Origin of the sequence: Marinomonas rhizomae (assembly GCF_003315485.1) — a bacterium.
Classification (GTDB): Bacteria; Pseudomonadota; Gammaproteobacteria; order Pseudomonadales; family Marinomonadaceae; genus Marinomonas; species Marinomonas rhizomae.
The window spans coordinates 123417-145105 of the sequence record NZ_QNSE01000012.1 but is presented as its reverse complement, the minus strand read 5'-3'; the positions used below and the strand labels follow the sequence as shown (position 1 = coordinate 145105).

Annotated in this window: 17 protein-coding genes; 6 read left to right on the top strand and 11 right to left on the bottom strand. The window is 43.1% G+C overall.

Annotated elements, in window-relative coordinates:
- Nucleotides 1–214 precede the first annotated feature (214 nt).
- On the top strand, nt 215–2314 hold the full coding sequence (locus DFP80_RS16200; protein ID WP_113917849.1) for a hypothetical protein: 2100 nt from the start codon (nt 215–217) through the stop codon (nt 2312–2314).
- 137 nt (nt 2315–2451) lie between these two features.
- Here the strand turns inward: DFP80_RS16200 and dld are convergent, their stop codons facing one another.
- The 4 genes from dld to DFP80_RS16180 form a co-directional block, all read right to left on the bottom strand.
- Nucleotides 2452–4152 carry a D-lactate dehydrogenase gene (dld, locus tag DFP80_RS16195; protein ID WP_113917848.1) on the bottom strand — a complete coding sequence of 567 codons (1701 nt, stop codon included), beginning with the start codon at nt 4150–4152 and terminating at the stop codon, nt 2452–2454.
- Between the two features lie 228 nt (nt 4153–4380).
- Nucleotides 4381–6090, bottom strand: a complete 1710-nt coding sequence (locus DFP80_RS16190; protein ID WP_113917847.1) for a SulP family inorganic anion transporter — start codon at nt 6088–6090, stop codon at nt 4381–4383.
- Between the two features lie 13 nt (nt 6091–6103).
- On the bottom strand, nt 6104–7693 hold the full coding sequence (locus DFP80_RS16185) for a bifunctional protein tyrosine phosphatase family protein/NAD(P)/FAD-dependent oxidoreductase (protein WP_113917889.1): 1590 nt from the start codon (nt 7691–7693) through the stop codon (nt 6104–6106).
- A gap of 115 nt (nt 7694–7808) precedes the next feature.
- Nucleotides 7809–8690, bottom strand: a complete 882-nt coding sequence (locus DFP80_RS16180; RefSeq protein ID WP_113917846.1) for an MBL fold metallo-hydrolase — start codon at nt 8688–8690, stop codon at nt 7809–7811.
- 226 nt (nt 8691–8916) lie between these two features.
- Here DFP80_RS16180 and DFP80_RS16175 point away from each other — a divergent pair, with 226 nt between their 5' ends.
- The 3 genes from DFP80_RS16175 to DFP80_RS16165 all read left to right on the top strand — a co-directional run bounded on the left by DFP80_RS16175 (nt 8917) and on the right by DFP80_RS16165 (nt 11738).
- Nucleotides 8917–10269 carry a sigma-54 interaction domain-containing protein gene (locus DFP80_RS16175; protein ID WP_113917845.1) on the top strand — a complete coding sequence of 451 codons (1353 nt, stop codon included), beginning with the start codon at nt 8917–8919 and terminating at the stop codon, nt 10267–10269.
- A gap of 138 nt (nt 10270–10407) precedes the next feature.
- Entirely contained in the window at nt 10408–10941 is a 534-nt protein-coding gene (locus tag DFP80_RS16170) for a YbhB/YbcL family Raf kinase inhibitor-like protein (RefSeq protein ID WP_113917844.1), read from the top strand.
- 23 nt (nt 10942–10964) lie between these two features.
- On the top strand, nt 10965–11738 hold the full coding sequence (locus DFP80_RS16165; RefSeq protein WP_113917843.1) for a helix-turn-helix transcriptional regulator: 774 nt from the start codon (nt 10965–10967) through the stop codon (nt 11736–11738).
- 14 nt (nt 11739–11752) lie between these two features.
- On the opposite strand, the gene DFP80_RS16160 is transcribed toward DFP80_RS16165, so the two are convergent.
- The 5 genes from DFP80_RS16160 to DFP80_RS16140 form a co-directional block, all read right to left on the bottom strand.
- On the bottom strand, nt 11753–12883 hold the full coding sequence (locus DFP80_RS16160; protein WP_113917842.1) for an ABC transporter permease: 1131 nt from the start codon (nt 12881–12883) through the stop codon (nt 11753–11755).
- Entirely contained in the window at nt 12873–13817 is a 945-nt protein-coding gene (locus DFP80_RS16155; RefSeq protein WP_113917841.1) for an ABC transporter ATP-binding protein, read from the bottom strand. The genes DFP80_RS16160 and DFP80_RS16155 overlap by 11 nt, the downstream gene beginning before the upstream one ends.
- The gene (locus DFP80_RS16150; RefSeq protein WP_113917840.1) at nt 13814–14761 is read right to left on the bottom strand and encodes an HlyD family secretion protein; all 948 of its coding nucleotides are present in this window, start codon (nt 14759–14761) and stop codon (nt 13814–13816) included. Before DFP80_RS16150 ends, DFP80_RS16155 begins: the two co-directional genes overlap by 4 nt.
- Nucleotides 14758–15450, bottom strand: a complete 693-nt coding sequence (locus tag DFP80_RS16145) for a TetR/AcrR family transcriptional regulator (RefSeq protein ID WP_113917839.1) — start codon at nt 15448–15450, stop codon at nt 14758–14760. The genes DFP80_RS16150 and DFP80_RS16145 overlap by 4 nt, the downstream gene beginning before the upstream one ends.
- A gap of 306 nt (nt 15451–15756) precedes the next feature.
- Complete coding sequence (locus DFP80_RS16140; protein ID WP_113917838.1) at nt 15757–17379, bottom strand: methyl-accepting chemotaxis protein; 1623 nt, start codon at nt 17377–17379, stop codon at nt 15757–15759.
- Between the two features lie 153 nt (nt 17380–17532).
- On the opposite strand from DFP80_RS16140, the gene DFP80_RS16135 reads away from it, so the two are divergent.
- On the top strand, nt 17533–18366 hold the full coding sequence (locus tag DFP80_RS16135; RefSeq protein ID WP_113917837.1) for an SDR family oxidoreductase: 834 nt from the start codon (nt 17533–17535) through the stop codon (nt 18364–18366).
- A gap of 46 nt (nt 18367–18412) precedes the next feature.
- On the opposite strand, the gene DFP80_RS16130 is transcribed toward DFP80_RS16135, so the two are convergent.
- Nucleotides 18413–18811, bottom strand: coding sequence for a hypothetical protein (locus tag DFP80_RS16130; protein ID WP_113917836.1), 399 nt, complete (start codon nt 18809–18811; stop codon nt 18413–18415).
- Nucleotides 18812–19062: 251 nt separating this feature from the next.
- On the opposite strand from DFP80_RS16130, the gene DFP80_RS16125 reads away from it, so the two are divergent.
- The gene (locus DFP80_RS16125; RefSeq protein ID WP_113917835.1) at nt 19063–20640 is read left to right on the top strand and encodes a methyl-accepting chemotaxis protein; all 1578 of its coding nucleotides are present in this window, start codon (nt 19063–19065) and stop codon (nt 20638–20640) included.
- A gap of 28 nt (nt 20641–20668) precedes the next feature.
- Here the strand turns inward: DFP80_RS16125 and DFP80_RS16120 are convergent, their stop codons facing one another.
- On the bottom strand, nt 20669–21673 hold the full coding sequence (locus DFP80_RS16120) for an alpha/beta hydrolase (protein ID WP_113917834.1): 1005 nt from the start codon (nt 21671–21673) through the stop codon (nt 20669–20671).
- Nucleotides 21674–21689: the final 16 nt, after the last annotated feature.

Below are 21689 nucleotides of genomic sequence, written 5' to 3'. Positions count from 1 at the left end.
AGCTCCAGATTGTAAGTTGAGTTAAAGGTCATAAATTGTAGGGTGCGGATGACTTAGGGGTTTGTCTGTTTACGTCATAAATATCCTTTAAACAGTTGTTAACATCTGTCATGGCTCTTCGTCTTGTTTAACGCTAAAATTTGGCCGTTTTTAATACAGGATTTTCAATATCATTTAATGCACTTTAATAAGTGCTCATTTTGAAGGATTCATAATGAAGGTAAAAATATTTAAAGCGGCTGCCGTTGTGGTTTGTTTGTCTTCCGTTGCCGCATTCGGCTTTAACTTGGATGTTTTTGGCTGGTTCAAAAAAAACAATTCGATCGACAGCATGATTGAATATGTCCCTGCTGATACGGCGCTTTTTCTTGGCGGAGTCTCAAATAAGAAACTTGTTACCAGCTCTGATGAGATGATGGCGCAATTTAAAGGCAATGGCGATGCCGATGCTTTTATGAAGTTGCTCGAATCTTTGCCTCCCAGCAAGGGGTTGGACTTTGTTAATTGGTTGGTGAAAGACTATTACGACGTTGCCTCTAATGGTGGTATGGAGATATACCAACATTACGGTCTTGATGTTGAAGGCGCGCGTGTTATTTATCTAGATGGGGTTTTTCCTGTTACGCGCATAGCTTTAGAAAATGAAGCGGCATTTTTGGCGCTGATAAAGCAAGCAGCACAAGAAACGGATGTCACCCTTGGTGCTGAGACGATTGGTGGTCAGACGTTAACGACAGTTGAGTTGGTAAACAAAGATGATGTCGTACTTAAGCTGGGCTTTATTATCAAGGATAAAGTGCTTACTGCGGCGGTTATATCGCAAAAAGAAGACAAGACAGCGCAAGAGCAACGCTTCGCCTTAGCCAAACCTACGCAGTCTATAATGGCTGATAGTTGGAAGAAGGATGGCGAGGCTTATAATTTCTTAGCCGCTTCCCATGGTTATATAAATTTACAGAATATTGCGAATGCGATCTTAGATAAAGACTCTCGTGCTCATCAGCAAGTAAAAGCATTGGTGGGTGATGACTTACCTGAATTGAGTAACGCGCAAATGCAATGTAAGGACGACATCGTCAATATCGTGTCTGGTGTCCCGCGTGTGGTCTTTGGCATTAATAGCTACGACATTCAAGGCGATGATATGGCGATGGGTTTTTCTTACGCATTAGAAATTAAAAATGCCAATATTCTTGGTGAGTTAAATAAATTGCGTGGCTTTATTCCGAGCTATTTGAATACCGATAATGATTTGACGTTAGGCTTGGGTATTGGTGTAGCATCAGATGCTGTTTCGCCAGTTCTGACGAGCTTGTGGCGCCAATTCACCACAGCTGACTTTAGTTGTAAATCAATGCTAAGGGCACAAGAAAAGTTGCGTGAACAGAACCCTGCTGCACTTTCTGTATTTACCAGCATGGCTCAAGGTTTCTCTGGCGTAAGTGTCGGTATCTTTGATATCGAAAAAGATGAGAACAGCCAAATAGGTTTAAAATACGATGCCATTGCGACTCTTACCAGTGAGAAGCCAGAGGTGTTGGCTGCGTTGGCCGGACAATATTTGCCGATGCTCCGAGGCATTCAGATTCCGACTGACGGACGTGCGGTAAATCTGGCAGACAGCGGCTTGCCTATTGATGCATTCGTAGCGATTAAGGGGAAGCATTTAGTTGCTTACAGCGGAGAGAAAAGTCAGAAAATTGCTGAGCAGTTAACAACGGAAGAGGTGGTTCAAAATGGCATGGTTGCCGTCGCTATGGACAGTACTAAGCTAAGTGATTTAGTGATGAATTTTGGACAATACAGTGCCAATATGGGGAACGATTGCACAGACTTATACACTGTTTCTGCGGCGTTGAGAGGTGTGCCATTTACTTTAAATGTTCAAGAAGGATTTAACGGAAAAGGCTATGAAAGTAACTGGTCTATGTATTTTCAAGACTTAGCTAAAATCAAAAATATTAAGCGTAAAGACTTGCTGAACAGCTTCAACGTAGAATACTTAGATGAGCAATGTAACTGGATTGATACCGGAATTGAAAACTTTAATGAAGATGGCACCGGCACCTTTGTTGATACAGATGAATCTAACCGCTGTAATGTCTTCGAAAGTAGTTTCAAATGGTCCCATTTTATGGGATTTATAACGGAGACTAGCTCTGACAATCGATTCCGCAGTAGCTGTGACAGTGAATGGGAAAAACAGGAAAGTATCGACTTTAGTTGCCAAATTTTGGGAGCAAAAAATACCGATTTTTATTGTTTGCAAGACGATAGCGACTACAAAACTCTTTATCGTTACACGCAAAAATAAGCTGAATAAAGTGCTAATTTAGTGCTTTATCGATTACATAAAATCCAATGGTTTGTCGCCATTGGATTTTATTTATGTATTTCTACGCTCTGATACTTAATCTGAGTAATAGTATTACTCTTGCTTGATTTATTGGCTTAATCTTTCCAGTATTTCCCTCTTTGTGTTTTACCAATCCCAGGGTTTAATGTGTTGGTAGGATCATTCTCTTTATAAAACTTTTTGAGCGGTTCTTTTGCTTTGTAAAGCTGACCAACATTGTGTTCAGCTGGATACTCCGCGCCTTTTTGATCCAAAAAGGCCAATAGCTGTTCTTTTACTGCGTTTTCATCCACTCCTGGTTTTAGAAAATAGTCTTGATGCATGACGTGGCACATAAAGTGTCCGGTATACAATTTTTCGATGATCAAGTTATCTATTTCAGGGGGGAGCGTCTCAAACCATTCTGTTTCATTACGGCGTAAGGCGATATCAAGAGACAGCAAATTACCGAATTGTGGGTTCAATGTGTGATAACGTTTTGCGGCGCCACCGGCGACAAAGCGGTTTAAGAAAGCACGCTTGCCTTCATCATCCGTGCACTCGAAATACTCGCCTTCATTGTTTGCAAAAAACTCACTTAGGTAATTCTTCGCTTCATTGATGCCATCGTCAGACATATGCAGCATTAAGTGGTGTTCGTATTGATCACGATACTGTCGTATTTTCTTCGGAATATGATCTGGAAATAAATGGGCGATGGTCTGCAGCATTTTGTCTGAAAGATTTTTAGGAAGGAAGGGGAGTTTATTGAAGATACGATCCACCTTGTTCTTCAGGGCGAATAGCTTCGGCATGTTTTCACTGCCTGTTTTTTGTATGACAATAAAGGAATCCTTTCCGTATTTATCACACACATCAAAATAGCTACGATGTACGTACTCTCCCGCCACAGGAAGATTCTTGAAGTCACTTAAAATATCACGTCTTAACCTTGTTAAGGTGCTGGTGTCATTCGAGCCTATATAGAATACTCGATCTTGTTTTACCTTTGGGAAGGTGTCTAAACGAACGGCAAATACAATCAGCTTGCCTGCGCATCCAGACGTTTCATACAAACGTCGGCTATCATTGTTAAAACGAGAAGGCGTGTCAGCATCCACATCACGTACGCGTTCTTGGTATTCATTATCGCTGGCCGCCCGTTCTGGGTATTCTATGTCCTTGTTTATGTAAATCTGTTTTTCTAAGGTATTGAGTATCTCTTCAGGGTCTTCTCCTAAATGGATACCAAGATGGTTAATCAGGGTTAACTGCTGGTTTTCATCAATGCGCGCATACAACGCCATTTCAGTATAAGCCGGGCCACGCTGAATCAATGCGCCACCGGAGTTATTACAAACGCCTCCAACAATGGAAGCGCCTATGCAAGATGAACCAATCACTGAATGGGGTTCGCGGTCATAGACTTCCAGCGCTTTTTCTAATTCATAGAGGCGGCTACCGGGGAAAGAAACCACCTGTTTGCCTTCATCCAACAGTTGGATCGATTGCAGTTTGGTGGTGCTAATAATGACGACATGTCGATCATACTCGCCATGTGGGGTAGACCCGCCAGTTAACCCCGTATTAGCGGCCTGCATTATCATTATTATATCGGCTTCAACACAACTTTTGGCAACTCTCCATAACTCAATGAGACTGTTAGGAATGATAACGGCTAAGACTTTTCCGCTCCCAAATCGAAACCCTTTTGAATAACCTGCCGCTTTTTTTTCATCAGTAATAACGTTTTTTTCGCCTACTATGTTTCGCTGGGAGGTTAAAAAATCATTGTGGCTTAAGTTGTTTAGTTCCATTTAACTACTCGTTTTTATGTGATTGGTTAGGGAAAGAGGGATACGCATAAATTTGCTAAGCCTGATTGCTTTAAGCAGATAGATAAATAAGGTACAGCGCACAGGCATTCCGACATGGAAAATTAGAATAATGCAGGGTCCCTTGTTGAAACAAGGGATCCTGCCTATTTACGACGATAAAAAGCGGATGATGCTTAAAAAGTGTCCCAAAATTTATTTGCGCACATTCTAGCTATGGGTAATATCTTTAAACGCTTGGAATTGGGATAAATACACTTTGCCATTGAGGTGTTGCAGGAATCCGCTGCACTCTAGGTGATCCATTACTGGGCCTTTTACCTCTGAAAGTGAGAGTTTAATGTTCAGGCTTTTTAGTTGTAGATTCAGGGCTTCGAGCATTTCTAAGGCGCTGAAATCAATTTCATTTACCGCGCTACATTGAATTACCACATGTTTGATCTCTTTGCGTAGATTAATCGTGTCTATGATGTGATCTTCTAAGTAGGTTGCGTTGGCAAAGAATAGGCTTTCGTCTGGTCGTAAGCAAAGCAGTTGAGGCGAGGTGTCTACCTCGTAGCGCCTTACGTTTCGAAAGTGCTCAGTCCCCTTAATTAAGCCAACTTCAGCCACGTGTGGTTTGGACGTGCGATACAAATGCAAAGCAATAGACAAAGCTACGCCAGAAGCTACGCCCACTTCTACCCCCAGTAATAAAGTAATCACAATAGTTGCCAGCACAGCATAGAAATCACTGCGGGAAAACTGCCAAGTCTTTTTCAAAATAGAAAAATCGATCAAGGTGGTGACGGCCACTATGATCGTCGCTGCCAGTGTGGCTTTGGGTAAAAAGTACAACATGGGCGTTAATAACAAAGACGCAATCATAATACCGAGAGCGGTCATAATGCTAGCAAGCTGAGTCACTGCGCCGGCATCAAAGTTCACTACCGATCGAGAGAACCCGCCTGTCACTGGAAAGCCACCAGATACCCCTGATGCGATATTTGCTGCACCTAAACCGATGAGTTCTTGGTTGGGTTTGACTTTTTCACGCCTTTTAGCGCCTAAAGTTTTGCCAACCGAAATGGACTCTACATAGCCAATGATCGAAATCATCAAGGCAGGCAGAGCAAGTTCCTTGATTAATTCCAGAGAAGGCAAGGTGAGCATTAACCCCGGCAACCCTGCTGGAATATGTCCTGTTATCGCTACACCATGAGATTGCAGATCATAGCAATAGACAATCGCAAGACTAGAAAGCACGCCAAGAATTGGCGCGGTTTTCGCCAACGACGCGGCGGATGCTTCGGGAATTTTTATTATGATCAAAAAACGTTTCGCGTGACGACGAGCCAGCAGCAAAAATGCGATCACAGAAACGCCAATCACAAAGGTGATGGGCTTAAATTGCTCGATGTTTTCCAGCATAGAAAGTAATTGCGTAACGACATTGTCACCATGGGCTTGGATGCCCAGAATATGTTTCAACTGGCTTAGCGCAATGATGATGCCTGAAGCGGAAATAAACCCAGAAATCACTGAGTGAGAAAGCAAGTTAGTAATCATGCCGAGTTTCATTACGCCCATGATGACCAATATGGCGCCAGATAATAGCGCGAGCGTAATCGCGCCAGTAAGGTAACTGGCAGTGCCTTGTTCGGCAATGATCGCCAGTGATGTCGCTGTCATGAGCGACGCCACGGCAACCGGGCCAACCGACAGTGATGTGCTGGTGCCAAATAAGGCATACAAAACCAAAGGCAATATACTGGAATATAAGCCAACTTCAGGCGGCACCCCGGCCAGCATGGCGTAGGCCAGTGACTGAGGGATCAGCAGCATAGTGACGATAAAGGCCGCGGTGGCGTCTTGGCTAAACTGGCCACGGTTATAGGTCTTTAGCCAAGACAGGGCGGGAATGAAACGCTCAAAGTTCATTTTGGAGTTCTCGTTACTTACGCATTGTCGGTTTAACGAACCATTCATAGCCTTTCAGCATGCCGTGCCAGTAGAACGGAGGCAGTAAGTCTTCTTTTAGTATCCAAGCTAGATAAGTAGGTTTAGCACCATCGTTAAGCCATTTAGGAAAAGTTGGCAGCAGCTTTCCGCCGTAACCAAATTCTGCCAAGACAATCTTGCCGCGTTCAACGGTAAGCGGACAGGAGCCATAGCCATCGTAGATGGCTCTTATCGCCTTCCCGTCGATAGCATCGGCAATATTTTGTGCAACGATTGGTGCTTGTTTACGCGCTGCCGCCATGGTTTTTGCATTTGGTGTATTGCTGACATCACCCAACGACCAAATGTTATTGAACTTGGTGTGTTGTAAGGTTTCTTTATCTACATCGACCCAGCCTGCATCATCTACTAATGGGCTGTTTCGAATAAAATCTGGTGCGGTTTGTGGTGGGCAAACATGCAGCATATCGAATTCAGCTTCGACAATAGTTTTCTCGCCATCTTTGTTTTCGGTGGCGAAATAGGCGCGTTTATTCGGACCGTCTACTTTGACTAAGTTGTGAGTAAAGTGAGTGTTAACTTGGTATTTTTGAATATAGCTTTCCAAAGCGGGAACATATTCGGCTACGCCAAATAACACTGCTCCCGCGTTGTAGAAAGACACGTTAATGTCTTTTTGTTTGTGGCTTTTCAGCCAATGGTCACAAGATAAATACATGGCCTTTTGTGGCGCGCCAGCACATTTGATCGGCATAGGTGGTTGGGTGAATATGGCTTTGCCGCCGTTTAGGTTTTTAACCAAATCCCATGTATAAGGTGCTAGGTCGTAACGATAATTTGATGTCACACCATTGCGACCTAATGTCTCTGATAAGCCTTCAATAGCATCCCAGTTAAGTTTGATGCCAGCCGCCACAATTAAGTATTGATAAGCGATTTTCTGACCGTTTTCGAGCACGATTTGGTTTTCATTCGGTAAGAAAGTTTTTACCGACTCTTTCAGCCATTTAGTGTGGGCAGGAATAACGTCGGACATATTACGACGTGTATTGGCTGCTTTAAAAACACCTCCGCCAACAAGTGTCCAGCCGGGCTGATAAAAATGACTGTCGGCTGGGTCAATCAAGCAAATTTTCAAACTAGGTTTGCGTTTTAATAAACTGGCGGCAGTAGAAATACCGGCCGAGCCTGCACCGACAACGACAACATCGTATTGAGCTGTTGCAGCGTTGCTCTGAGAGGATGACGCTGTTGATGATTCTTGAGCTGCTTGCCAAATTTGGCTAGAACGATTGCCTGTTCGACAATAGGCGTGAATATTTTCGGCGTCCTTTGTGGCGGCTTGAAAAGCGCTGACATCAGATGCGGTCATTTGTCCGCCAGCAAACGGGATATGTTCAGCATTCATGTTTTTTTCTTTGGCATAAGCGGCAACATCCGCAAAAGGTAGTTGCCCTTCTTCTTCACCATCTGGTCGGTTGCAGATAATAAGCGTGATGCCGGATTCTGCTAAAGCGTCTACATCGTCTAAGCCGATCTGCTCGGATACCGAATAGTTGTCTGTTATTTGTTTACGTAACATGGCTGCTCTCTCGATTTTGAGAACTTTACACAACGACTGCACTCGCGACATCGTGAAAAGGTCTCTATTTATTATTTATAGGTTATTTATAGTGAGTTACTGTTTTTGTTACGACTTACTTAAATGCATTCAACGGAATTTTCAGATACGACAAACCATTATCTTCCGGTTCGGGCATATGTCCTGCTCTCATATTGATTTGCAGTGATGGCAAAATCAGGCGAGGCATGGCCAATGTTTTGTCGCGTGTTTCACGTAATGCAACAAAGGTGTCTTTACTCATGCCTTGTTTGACGTGAATATTCAGTTCGCGCTGCGCTTTGACTGTGGTTTCATATTCCAGCTCACGGCCATTTGGGCAGTAGTCATGACACATAAAAATGCGATTATCTTCTGGTAACGCTAAGATTCTTTGGACGGAATCGAACAATATTCCTGCGTCGCCTCCGGGAAAATCTGCACGGGCAGTACCAGCATCTGGCATAAACAAGGTATCACCAACAAATACGGCATCTCCTAAAACATGGGTGAAGCAAGCAGGTGTATGACCCGGTGTGTGGAGTGCTGTGCATTGCATTTGCCCAATTTTAAATTGCTCGCCGTCTTTAAATAAGTAATCAAATTGAGTGCCGTCATGTAAGAAGTCCGCGCCTTCGTTAAAGACTTTGGCAAAGGTTTCTTGAACGGTAGTTATGTGTTCGCCAATCCCAATTTTGCCGCCGACCTTGTTTTGAATGTAAGGTGCCGCCGAAAGATGATCGGCATGAACGTGGGTTTCAATTAACCATTCTACGGTTAGTTTATGTGCGGTGACGTACGCAATAATCTCGTCAGCACCTTGATGGGAAGTACCACCTGAGGCGTAGTCAAAATCTAATACGCTATCGACAATGGCACAGCTAGAAGACGCTGGGTCCTTAACGACATAAGAAAAGGTGTTGGAGTCTTTATCAAAAAAAGCCGCCACATCAGGTTTGTTTGCATTTGTGTTTGTCATGCTTCGCCTCGTTATCTAATTGTCCATAAGATCAAATGATTCGCTCATCCGATGTATTAATAATTCTAATAGAGCAGAAAATGTGCCAAGGTTCTTGTATTTAATTAACTGCATGAAATATATAGAGTTATTTTTTAATCAAATAAGATTTATTATATTAGAGTTGACTAATTTAATGTCAATTGTCATATTTGTCGTTAGTTTTTGACAAAAGTGGCAAGTTCTCATGAATATCATCGCATCCGATTCTTCTTCCTTTGATGGGCTCGCCAGCATGTTAGAAGGCTATGACTGCCCTGCAATTTTAGTTTCGGCGGATTATCAAATTCTTGCCATTAACCAGTGTTATCGAGAAGAGTTTGGTGAGGTTCCTTTACAGCAAAACAAACGCTGCTTTGAAGTTTCCCATGGTTATAGCGTTCCTTGTGATGAAGCAGGAGAAGATTGCCCTCTGTCGGCCACTTTGCAATCAGGTCGCAAAGAGCGAGTGCTGCATATCCACCAAACACCAAGAGGCAAAGAACACGTCGATGTAGAAATGCTGCCCATTCATGACAATCAAGGACAATTGCTATTTTTCGTTGAGCTATTGCGTTCTGTGCCGGTAGCGAGTGCCCAAGACAGCAGTAATAAACTCGTTGGTTCAAGTAAGTCTTTTAATCGGATGTTGGAAAAAATTACTCGTGTTAGTCATAGCGATGCGTCTGTTTTATTACTTGGAGAATCTGGTAGCGGCAAGGAGCTAGTCGCGCATGCGGTTCACCAAGGTGGCCATAGGGCGAGTAATTCCATGGTGACATTGGAGTGTGCAGGGTTGACGGATTCTTTGTTTGAAAGCGAATTATTTGGTCATGTCAAAGGTTCGTTCACTGGCGCGCACAGTAACCGAATTGGTTTAGTTGAGCTAGCCAATGGCGGCACGCTGTTTTTAGATGAAATCGGCGATGTTCCTCTGTCGATGCAAGTTAAGTTATTGCGTTTGATTGAAACTGGTGCATTTCGCCCCGTTGGCTCTTCAACGGTTAAGCATACGAATTTCCGATTAATTTGTGCAACTCATAAGAACCTCGCACAAATGGTCAGAGTAGGAGAATTCCGCCAAGATTTATATTATCGGATCAATGTATTTCCTATTCATGTTCCTTCCTTACGAGCACGACAAGATGATTTGGCTTTGTTAACCAACACCTTGTTAAAACGTATTAGTGAACGAAAGGAATATCATCTTACCGACACGGCGATGCAAGTATTAAAGCAATATGATTTCCCCGGTAACATTCGAGAGCTAAGTAATATCCTCAATCGCGCAACACTCTTAACTGATACGAATTTGATTGAACGAAGCACTATTCAAGAATGTCTGGAGATCGATCGTGAACTTGATCCGCTAATAGATACTTCATCGGCTTCTCAATCGTTAAGCATTATTGATGCTGGTGAAGACAAAGAATGGCTGGACTTAAAAACCGCAGAAAAACGTTATCTGTCTGAACTGATGGCGTTTTACCAAGATGACAAAGAACAAGTTGCCAAGATCGCTGGCATTAGCCTGCGATCCTTGTATCGGAAGTTGGAATAGTTGGTTTTTTCAGGATGTTTTACATAAAGTATCAAAAAAAATGCTTTATGGCTTAAATAAGATACTTTTAGTCGAGTTTGTGTCGCTATGAATTCTTACTATAACGACTTTAAAGGTTAAAACAGTAAGGTGAAAATGATGAAAAAAGTATTTCTTATGACTGCAGCGTTAAGCGGCTTAGTATCCATGAGCAGCAATGCATTTGAACTTACAAGCCAAGATATTCAAGAAGGGCAAAAGATACCGCATGCTTTTGAGTTTAACAGCTTTGGTTGTAACGGAGATAATAAGTCCCCCCAACTTGAATGGTCCGATGCGCCTAAAGGAACGAAAAGTTACGCTATTACCGTGTACGATCCAGACGCTCCATCAGGCAGTGGCTGGTGGCATTGGTCGGCGTTTAATATTCCGGCTTCTGTTACGTCTTTGGTTCAAGGTGCAGACTTAACTAAGCTTGGTGCGACAGAGCTGAAATCAGATTACGGTAGTGTTGGCTTTGGTGGTTTTTGCCCACCAAAGGGCGATAATATGCATCGTTATCAGTTTACTGTTTGGGCGTTACCCGTTGAAAAGCTGGATTTAAGCGCTGATGTATCTGCTGCGTTAGCTGGCTTTACCGTCCGTAGCATGGCAATTGGTAAGGCTATGTTAGTCGCATCTTATAATAGATAACTGATCATCTATTAGGAGTAAAAATGAGTCCTGTTTTTAAAGTTAGTCAAATGTATGGTTTGCAGACACAGCGATTGCGGAATGTGGCCATTCTTACTCCTAGTCTTTTCAAAATTCGTTCAGGGCGTAAACGTTTATTTTGGCAGGATGACGTGTTGGAATTTGATGCCTCAATATTATTGTTAACGAAAGCAGGACAACAACTGACGTTTGAAAATGAGCCAAGCAAAGAACGCTTTTTGTCCGTGCAGATGAGTTTTTTATTGCCGCCTGCAGAAGACATGATACAGATGAGCATTAAGGTGGCTAAGAATGAATGCTCGCCACGCTTTAAACCTAATCGTTCAGTAATGGTGAGTCTCGATTTCTTGCTGGAATTAGATACACAGAGTGTGAGTGAAACGATTCAGGCGTATTGGTTAAATGGCTTTTACCAGCAATTGGCTGAGGCAGGGAAGTTACATCTACTCTTTGAAGGGCATTCTGTATCTTTTGAGCAAAAAATCACTGAGCTTTTACAACAAGCACCATGGCAAGATTATCAATTGGATCAAGTTGCTACCCATTTCTCGATGAGTCGGGCGACGCTGATTCGTCGTTTAAAAGAAGAAAATACACAGTTTAGGACTTTGTTAACCCGAGTGCGTATGAATCATGCTCTTAGTTTGATGCAACAAGGTTATCGCCAACAAATAGACATCGCGGTGCGCTGTGGTTACCAGTCTCAAGAGCGATTTAGTCAGCGTTTTTATAAGTCGTTCGGGATTACGCCAAGTCAATATATAAAGACACTTTAAGGGGCTTGTTACATTTACCCCAGTGTCTTCTTAAAGCGTAACGAGGCAATCACGATCCCGCCTACGGTAAATAATCCTAACCATAGTGCATCTTTTCCTAATAAAAGTAAGCTGGCATCTCGCAAGGCAATAGCACGAATCATACGCATGAAGTGCGTGACCGGCAGGGCTTCTGCAATCCATTGAGCTGCGACTGGCATGGCATCGTAAGGGAACATAAACCCCGATAGCAATATTGATGGCAGGAGAATAAATATGGTCATTTGCATCGATTGTAACTGTGTTTTTGCAATGGTGGAAAGCACCAATCCAAGGGTTAAGCTGGCAAAAATGAACAAAATAGAGCTGCCAAGTAGTGATAGGAAACTGCCTTTAATCGGCACCGAAAAAAGCCATTGACCCACGCTTAAAATAATGGCGACTTGTAATAGCCCAACTAAAACATAAGGCGCTATTTTTCCTATCATGAGTTCGATCGAGCGTACTGGCGTGGTAATGAGGAACTCCATATTGCCTTGCTCACTTTCTCTTACTATGGCGGATGAGGTGAATAAAATCATTGTCATAGTCAGAATTACTGCCACTAAGCCTGGGACAATATTCACCACGGTTCTTTGTTCTGGATTAAAGTATTGTACGACTTCGAAACTCGGCGAAGAGCGTGTTACGGTATGGTTAGCCACTTCGTTTAAGGGCATATTGCGTAATGTTCTGATGGTGGAGGTAATAACAGTATCTGAGCCATCGACTATCCATTGTCCTATGGGCAGAGTGAGCGCAGAATCGGCCTGTTTATTATCATAGAGTGGGTGATTGAATAGGCGACGAGTCATATCGGCTGGCAAATACAGGACGGCTCTAATCTCGCCCTTGGTAATTGCGACTTCGGCTTCTTTTATCGAGCGATAGCGTGCAATAAAGTCGACGGATTGAGTGGCGACCAGTGCTTGCTCGACAGCTCGGCTTTCCGATGTTTGGCTGAGGTCGACAAGGCCAACGTTAATGTGTCTAGCATCGGTGTTAATCGCATAACCAAACAGCATAAGTTGTACCAGCGGTATCATGATAATCATGCCAAAGGTCATTCTGTCTCGGGAGAGCTGTTTTAATTCTTTGATAAAAATGGCATACACTCTAATCCACATATCGGTCTCCGGTGCAGGTAACAAACACGTCTTCAAGGCTGGGGCGAGCTAATACGGTTTCTCTGCCATTGCTGAGTTGTGAGATGAAATTGAGAGGGTCTTGTACTTTTTTCTTCACTAATACTCTTAGATGCGCGCCAATTTGCGCCGCAGAGAGAATTTCTGGATGTTGGGTTAGTGTCTGTTTGAGTTGTCTTAACTTATTACCACTAACTTCCACGACGGTGGCAGGCATAGCATCCATTAAGGCTTGGGGAGAACCATCAGCGCGTTTATTACCGTTTTCTAAAATTGCGAGAGCGTGGCAGCGCTCGGCCTCATCCATATAGTGGGTGGATACTAGGATGGTTGTGCCTGTAGCGCAAAGGTCAAATAGTCTTTCCCAAAATTCTCGACGGTTCTCAGGATCAACAGCAGATGTAGGTTCATCGAGAAACAATAATTCGGGCGAGTGGAGTGTGGCACAAGCCAGTGCGAGGCGCTGTTTTTGTCCGCCACTCATTGACCCTGCAAATTGTTTTGCTTGTTTTTCTAAATCGTATAAAGCGAGTAACTCTTCTAGACGGTTTTTCTTGCGCTTTCCTGCAAAACCATAGATAGCACCGACAAAGCTTAGATTCTCTTGAACTGTAAGGTTGTCGTACAAAGAAAACTTTTGTGTCATATAACCAATGCGTTTCTTTAGAGATTCTTCATGGCCCAACAACGGGCTTCCTAAAATGCTGACATTACCTTCACTGGCTTCTAACAATCCAGTAAGTAGGCGAATACTGGTGGACTTTCCGCAGCCGTTAGGACCAAGAAAGCCATAGATACTCCCTTTTGGAATGGTTAAATTGAGTTTATTCACAGCAATTTTATTGCCGAAGTGTTTGCTTAAGCCTTTGGCTTCGATGGCGAATTCTGTTGGTTCGGTTATTGGAGAGGTATTCATGGTAAACGTACCTCTACAGCTAGCCCAGTGGGTAAATTGTTAGCATTGATTAGGTCGATGTCTGTCAGGTACATCAAACGCGCTCGATCACGTTCGTTGAGCGCATAAAAGGGTGTGTAAGCGGGTTGTGAGCGGATATTTCGTACACGACCTTGAATGGGGGACTCGATGCCATCGGCAAACACGTTAATGGTATCGCCGGTTTTTATTTTTGTTAATGCGTTGGCGGGTAAATAGACTCGTGCATAAGGTTGGCCAATAGACAGCAGGCTCATTAACTGAGTGCCAGCGGTGACCCGATCACCTTCGTGCCATGGTAGTGTGTCAATAATGCCTTCAATTGGCGCTTTGATGATGAGGTCTTCACGGGCTTTTTCTTGCCACAATAAGGCCGCTTGTGCGGCTTGTACTTTGGCACTTGACTGAGCAATGTCTTCTTCACGGGCACCATTTTTTAGTTCTAGCCATTGATCGTGAGCTTGCTGTGCTTTGGCTTTGGTACTGTCTCTGTTAGCTCGGGCGGTGTCAAAGTCTGCTTTGCCAATGACCTTGCTTTTATAAAGCTCAGCGAATCTTTGATATTTTAATTGCGCTTCTTTACTAGCAGCCTGGGTGGCTTTTAATGCAGCTAATGCGGCACTTAATTGCTCTGGTCTAGTGCCTGCAGTCAGTACACTTAGAGCTGCATTGGCTTGAGCAAGTTCTGCTTCGCGTTGGGCTATGAGTGCGTCAGCGCTACGTGAGTCTAATTGTAGTAGGGTGTCGCCTTGATTTACCTTTTGCCCTTCATGTACTTTGATCAAAACGATTTGTTCTGCTGCGGGAGCTGACAAGCTGATTCTATCTCGTTCGATGTTGCCCATGGCATGAGAGTTGTCTTCTGTTTGGCAGGCCGTTAAAGATATCAACACCATGATTGAAAATAGCATGTGTCGTGTTTTCATAATGGTTTGCCTTTATTTGGTTTGTCTTGAGTTGGATTCGCTGATGGCATAGAGGGGGAGGTAAAAAGGCCTTGCTCTAATAAAGTTTGGTTGTGATCAGCTAAGCCCAGTAGCCAATCTTCTTTTAATTCGACTCCAAGTTGGTCTTGTAGGTATTTGGGAGCTAGCACAGGGAATATCATGAGGCTAACAAAACTTAGTCGGATCCAGGCTGGGTTGAGGTTAGGGTTAATTTGTTCCTGTTGCTTGAATGCTTCGATCCATTTTTCTGAGCGCTTGAGTAGATTGTCGATGACGCCAGTTAATATGGTGAATACTTGCGGATTATCCTGTTGACTGAGTACATGTAACATGAGTTTTGGCAGCATAGGGTTAGCCGCAATCATGCGATAGTAGGTTTGCATTAGTAACAAAGGATTGGGTGGGGTATCTGGGTCAATGTCAGCTTGAAATTGTTCGATAACTGGAGCTAAGGTTTCTTGTATTATTGCTTCGAATAAACCTGCTTTTGAACCGAAGTAGTAACGAATCATGGCGGCATCAACCCCCGCCTTAAGAGCAATTTTACGCGTTGATATTTTATCAAAGCCATAGGTTGAAAAACATAATTTGGCGGCCTCTATTAGATTCGCGCGCGCTGATTCTTGTTTGCTATCTGATTGCTTAGGACGCCCCATCTTAGTGGTCATCATTGGCTCCTGTTATTAATTCATCTAGTGATGAATATAGGCCATTTCCCGATAAACTGTTATTAAGATAATTCCTCAAAATGCCCGCTATTGAGGGATTTTGAAAGAGAAAGGTGTTTAATTTTCTGCTTTTTATAAGAATGGTGACGTAAAGCTTCCAACGGGCTGGCGTTATGATTTTTTGCCATCACTCGTATCGTTTCAGACGTTGCTGAAGAGCAAAGGGTATACGGATATATGAGGTTTTAGTCTGACTTCGCTAATATAACGAAGTCAGATCTTATGATGAAATAAGTCAATGAATGATTAAGCAAACTGGAATTGTTTGATTTTTTTGCTTAACTCATCGGTCATTTTTGCAATCATTGTGCTGCCTTCAGATACTTGTTGAGAATCCTCTAGTACCTTTTCAGATACTGTTCGAATACCCATTATGTTGTGGTTAATCTCTTCGGCCACTGTACCTTGCTGTTCCGCAGCAGAGGCGATTTGATGGCTGCGAGCGGATACATCGTCTACTTGTATTAGCATGTTTTTCAAGTTTTCAGCGGCTACATGCATTCTGTCCGCGCCGCGTTCAGCTTGTTGGGTGCTGGTCGCCATAGAGGTTGATGCTTCTTTTGATTGATGCTGAAGTTTTTCGATAATTGAGCGGATTTCGACGGTCGATCCTTGAGTTCGGCTGGCCAGTGAGCGAACTTCATCGGCTACGACGGCAAAGCCACGGCCTAGTTCACCAGCACGCGCCGCTTCAATGGCTGCGTTTAAGGCAAGTAGGTTGGTTTGCTCGGAAATATCACCAATCACGCCTAAAACAGAGTCGATGTCGCCTGTTTGCTCAAGCAGTTTAATAATGACGTCGTTAGCACCTTCTATGTTCTTGGTTAAGCTTTGGATGTCTTCGTTAGTGGCATTTAGGTCTTGGCTACTTTGACGCGTAATAGTTTGCACTGTTTGTGTCGCATCGGCGGTATCTTTGGCATGTTGTGCTACGTCTTTTATGGAATAAGACATTTCGTTCATGGCGGTAGCGAGCATTTCGACTTCTTGAAATTGGTGATCCATCCCTTGTTTAGTATGTAAGCTATTGCCTTGCATTTGTACGCAAACAGCTTGCAGTTCGGTGATGGCGTGATCGACTTCTAGTAAAGTGTCGTTTAATGAAACGGATACGTGGTTTGCCGCGTTGGCTAAAATACCAATTTCGTCTCCTCGTTGCATATCTAATTGCTTGGTAAGATCGCCATCTGAGATATGTTGTAAGTGTTCTGTTACGGTTTTAAGTGGTCGTGTGATGTTGCGAACAATGGTGACGCTACCGATAAGAGCAATAAGCACTAGAATCAGTTCGATAACCGCAGATTTTTGCACTGCAGCCCAAAAAATATCCGTAACACCGCTGTATAGTACGCCGCTGCCAATGACCCAGCCCCAAGGTCGATAGCCTTTTACATAAGACACTTTATCCTCAGGCTGTGAAACTTGTGGGCCTTTGTAGGCATAGTGAACATAGCCTTCCTCTTGTTTTTTCACTACAGATACCATTTCTTGCCAGTGGTGAAAGCCATTGATGTCGGTGACATTTGTCATGTTTTTGCCAATGATTTCCGGTTTGAAAGGGTGCATTAGTAGCGTAGCTTGCATGTCGTTTACCCAGAAATAGCCATCGGCGCCAAAGCGTAGGGCAGATAGCGCAGCCAAAGCAGACTGTTTAGCTTGTTCTTCTCCGATGACGGGCGCTTGATCTCCGTAATATTTTACGAGGGAATAAGCGTTATCTACTTGTTCTTTCACTTGAAGCTGTCGTGCGTTGAGCAATTCACTGTGCAGTTCGCTATAGGCCATGGCGCTAAATACGATGAGTAATGTGACTAAAGTGCCGATAAGTCCCCATAGTTTATAGCTGACCTTGATTGAGCTGAGCTTCATGCGATATCCCTATTAGTATTAATGTTTGTTTTATAAGCAGAGATTATGGGCTGGAGTGGCTGTTAATATTGTGATCAAAATCAAGAAAACGACACTTAGCATGACTTTTTGCTACCATCCAAAGCTTGAATACTTTTTTCATAAGGAAGCGCTATGCAATATTCTATTCTTATTACAGGTTGTTCGACGGGAATTGGACTGGAAGCCGCCAGAATGCTCCAAGAGCGTGATTTCTTGGTGGTGGCCAGTTGTCGCAAACAAGAAGATGTAGAAGCGTTGAAAGCCCAAGGTATCAAGCATGTTATTCAGCTGGATTTAACGGATTCGGCTTCGATAGAAAAAGGCTTGCAAGAAACATTGGCTATTACCAATGGCCAGCTTTTTGCTCTGTTTAATAATGGCGCTTATGGCCAGCCCGGTGCGGTAGAAGATTTGCCGGTGGATGCGTTAAGAGCTCAGTTTGAGTGTAATTTCTTTGGTACGCACGAGCTGACCACGAAAGTGCTGAAAATAATGCTGGCTCAAGGTTATGGGCGTATTATCAATAATAGCTCTGTACTTGGTTTGGTTGCTGCGCCGTTCCGTGGTGCTTACAACGCTAGTAAATTTGCTTTAGAAGGCTTAACAGATACCTTGCGTTTGGAATTGTCGGACACGCCTATTAAGGTTTGCTTAATTGAGCCAGGTCCGATTGAAAGTCGTTTTCGTGCTAATGCTTTGCTCGCTTTGCAAAACAATATCGACATGGAAAACAGCCGTCACCAAAAAGGTTACGCAGAAGCGATTGCTCGTTTGAGTAAAGAGGGCGTGACCTCATCACAAACCTTGCCAGCCAGTGCGGTGGTGCACAAATTGATTCATGCGCTCGAGTCAACGCGACCTAGAGCTCGTTATTATGTGACGACACCAACGTATGCCGCGGTTCTAATGAAGCGTATTTTACCGACTTGTTTATTGGATAGAGTGATGCTTAAACAAGGTAGGTGATTCATCTATATCTTTTAATATATAAATAGATCATTAATTGGGTTCGTTATCTGTTTTCTTTATTTTGTATTTTTTCTTCGGCAAGGATAGTGCAGGCAGCAGCAATTACCCGCTTGCCTGTTTCTGAGGCGAGACGGTAACTTGATAGAATAGCCTTCTCTTCCATGGTTAATATACAAACAGAAGTGTCATATAATTTCTCTTTGTTTAGCGTATTTTCTTCCATACTTCCTCCTGTAAGAATATGTTGAATGTTAATTCCTTCTATCAACATAAGCTTAGCGATCAGTTCGGCACTGGCCCGTTTTCGGCCTGCACATACATCTCGTAGTCCTTGTGAATCGGTTTCTCCTATTCTTCTGGATGCTTCTGCCATTGATATGCCGAGTCTTTTTAGCTCAGGCTTTATTCTTTTGTGTATTTCTTCCACATAATCTAATTGCAATGTGTATTTTCTCCACTATAATGATTTTTCTAAATTAAGCAAATTCAACTTCAAGTTGTTATTTTCTTCTCACTTTTAGGTAGTGCCAATTGATTTTTTAGCAGGATGATCAATTATCAAAACATTTAATTTTACCCAAATTCTGATACTAAAGCAGTGTCTAAAATACATTGTAGGACAAATGTACATTGTGAGTATGTTTACGAAGGAATACCTACTAAAAAGGCGTTTATTAGAATGGAGTTTTATAAATGCGCAGTAATTTACCGATAACTAATCGCAATATTACTCTCTCTGAAGGTGCGAATATCCTTTCTACAACAGATATCCACAGTCATATTACCTATGTCAATCCTGATTTTATTCGGATTAGTGGTTTTACAAAAGAAGAGTTATCAGGGCAGCCCCATAATATTGTACGACATCCTGATATGCCCAAAGACGCATTTCAACATATGTGGCAAACATTGAAATCTGGACGCTCATGGATGGGGGTTATTAAAAACCGCTGCAAAAATGGAGACCATTACTGGGTTAGTGCATACGCTACTCCTATCGTGAAAGATGGGAAGACCGTTGAATATCAGTCCGTGCGTACAAAGCCAAGTGAACAACAGGTAAAGGCAGCGGAAGATATTTATGCAAGATTGAGGGCTGGTAAGCCAATGCTTTCACGATGGCTCTGTTTTGGGTTCAAATCCAAGGTCGGATTTCAATTACTACTTACTATAGTCAGTAGTCTTTTACTGACTGCTTGTATAACAGATTTGTCTATTTCAAGTGCCCTTACTGCAGGTGGTTTAAGTACTCTAATTGGTTTGGTGCTGCTTTTTTATACGCTTTCTCCATTAGATAAACTGGCAAAGAAGGCGATGGGCATAGTCGATAACCCTTTAAGTCAGATGGTATATACAGGGCGACATGATGAACTTGGGAAAATTGAGTTTGCTTTACGTATGGCTGAGTCCGAAACAGGCGCTGTTATTGGTCGTATTGGTGATTCAGCTAGGCAATTAGAAGAGTGTACAACACAGTTACAACAAGCGGTCGTTACGACGTATGATCAGTCGTTAAAGCAGCAGCAAGAAACTGAACAAATAGCCTCTTCCATCGACGAAATGACAGCAAGTATTCAAAATGTTTCAAATAATGCAGCACAAGCTGCTTCTGTCGTAGAAAAGGCTAATGTAGAAGCAACTTCAGGTATGCAACTTGTTGAGCAGACCAGTCTGGCGATTAACGATCTAGAAAAGGAAATTCAGCAAGCCGTTGATGTCATACAAGAGCTTGAGAAGCGTAGTGGTGATATTTCTCAGGTTATGGATGCGATTAGCGATGTTGCGGATCAAACTAATTTATTGGCCTTGAATGCAGCGATAGAAGCTGCTCGAGCTGGGGAGCAAGGGCGAGGTTTTGCTGTTGTTGCTGATGAAGTTCGTAATTTAGCCGCCCGTACCCAGGCTTCGACTTTGGATACACAACAAATGATTTCTGCTATTCAGGACGGGGCTCGTCGTGCAGTGTGTGTTATGGATAGCAGTCGAGAGCAGACTCTGTCCTGTGTAAAGCTAGCGGGACAAGCATCGGAGTCTCTTTTGGAAATTCGTGCTCAAATTGTTAATCTTACGGATATGAATGCACAAATCGCAGCTGCGGTAGAGCAACAAAATGTAGTTTGTGATGGTATCAATGCTGGAACACAAACGATAAGAAATGCAGCCAATTCCAATGTGAATTCAGGTGAAGTAAATTTGGAACAGGCTAATCAGGCTGGCTCGTTAACAGGAGCTTTATATCAGCTTGCCGCACAATTTTGGGCTCGACGTTAATGATTTTCTATTTACTATAATGAATATTTCATTTGATACTTCTAAGCCAATCCGTCATCGCAGCTAAATAAGCGCTACGGGCTGGTTGATGAGACAAATACAAGTCATGGAAACCTTGTGGAATACTCGTTTTTGTGAGGTTGGTGAAGGTATTTTTGGCAGCTTGCTGCATGCTGTCGACGTCTAATACGCCATCGCCTTGTTGCGTTTCTTCTATCGTTACTTTGCCTATGGTGCTGATTTTTGAATGACACATCAGTGTTGGGATGTCTAGCCGTTGATTTGCAAGGTGACGCTGGGCAACAATAACTTCCCTTAGCCAATGGAAAGATAAATCAAACCCCTGTGAGGGTTTCCAATCTAATCGGTAATCCCATTCACCGCCGTATATTGTGTGTAGTGATTTTGAGTAGATGTTGATTTTTTTCGCTCGTAAATAGGAAAACGGGAGTAAAGATACTAAAATTCGAACTGGCCAGCTGACAAAATTTAATACCGCTGGTGGAAAAGGCAAAGCGAGGAATGGGCTATTGAGCATGAGTCCAATCACTTTTGGAAACGCCTTGTTGTAATGACTTTCTCGTTCAGACAGAGCATAAGGTTGAGCCAAATAAGTTGATACAACCAAGCCGCCAGTAGAATGCCCAAGTATGACAACTTGATCAACGCCATCTTGTTTTATGGTCGCCAAAGCAATGTCTAGGTCTTGGCCGTATTGTTCGATTGATTCACACCAATTTGGCGGCGTTGATGGTCGGATGGAACGACCATAGCCTTGTAAATCCAGAGCATAGAAGCGATAGCCCAAATCGACAAAGTGCTCTGCTAAACCGGTCTGAAAAAAATAATCAGTGTAGCCGTGTACGTACAAAATGGCTTTAGTGGCATTAGGGTTACCGAGATGATGAATAAGTGTCGTGTGGACTTGAGTCTTAGGGCCTGCAAAGGAAAAGGTGCGGGCGCGAAAGTCTGCCCCCAATAGGTCTTCACATTCGTTAACTTGTTGCCAGTGTTGTCCTATTGGTGCGCTCATATTCGTCTTCTTCATC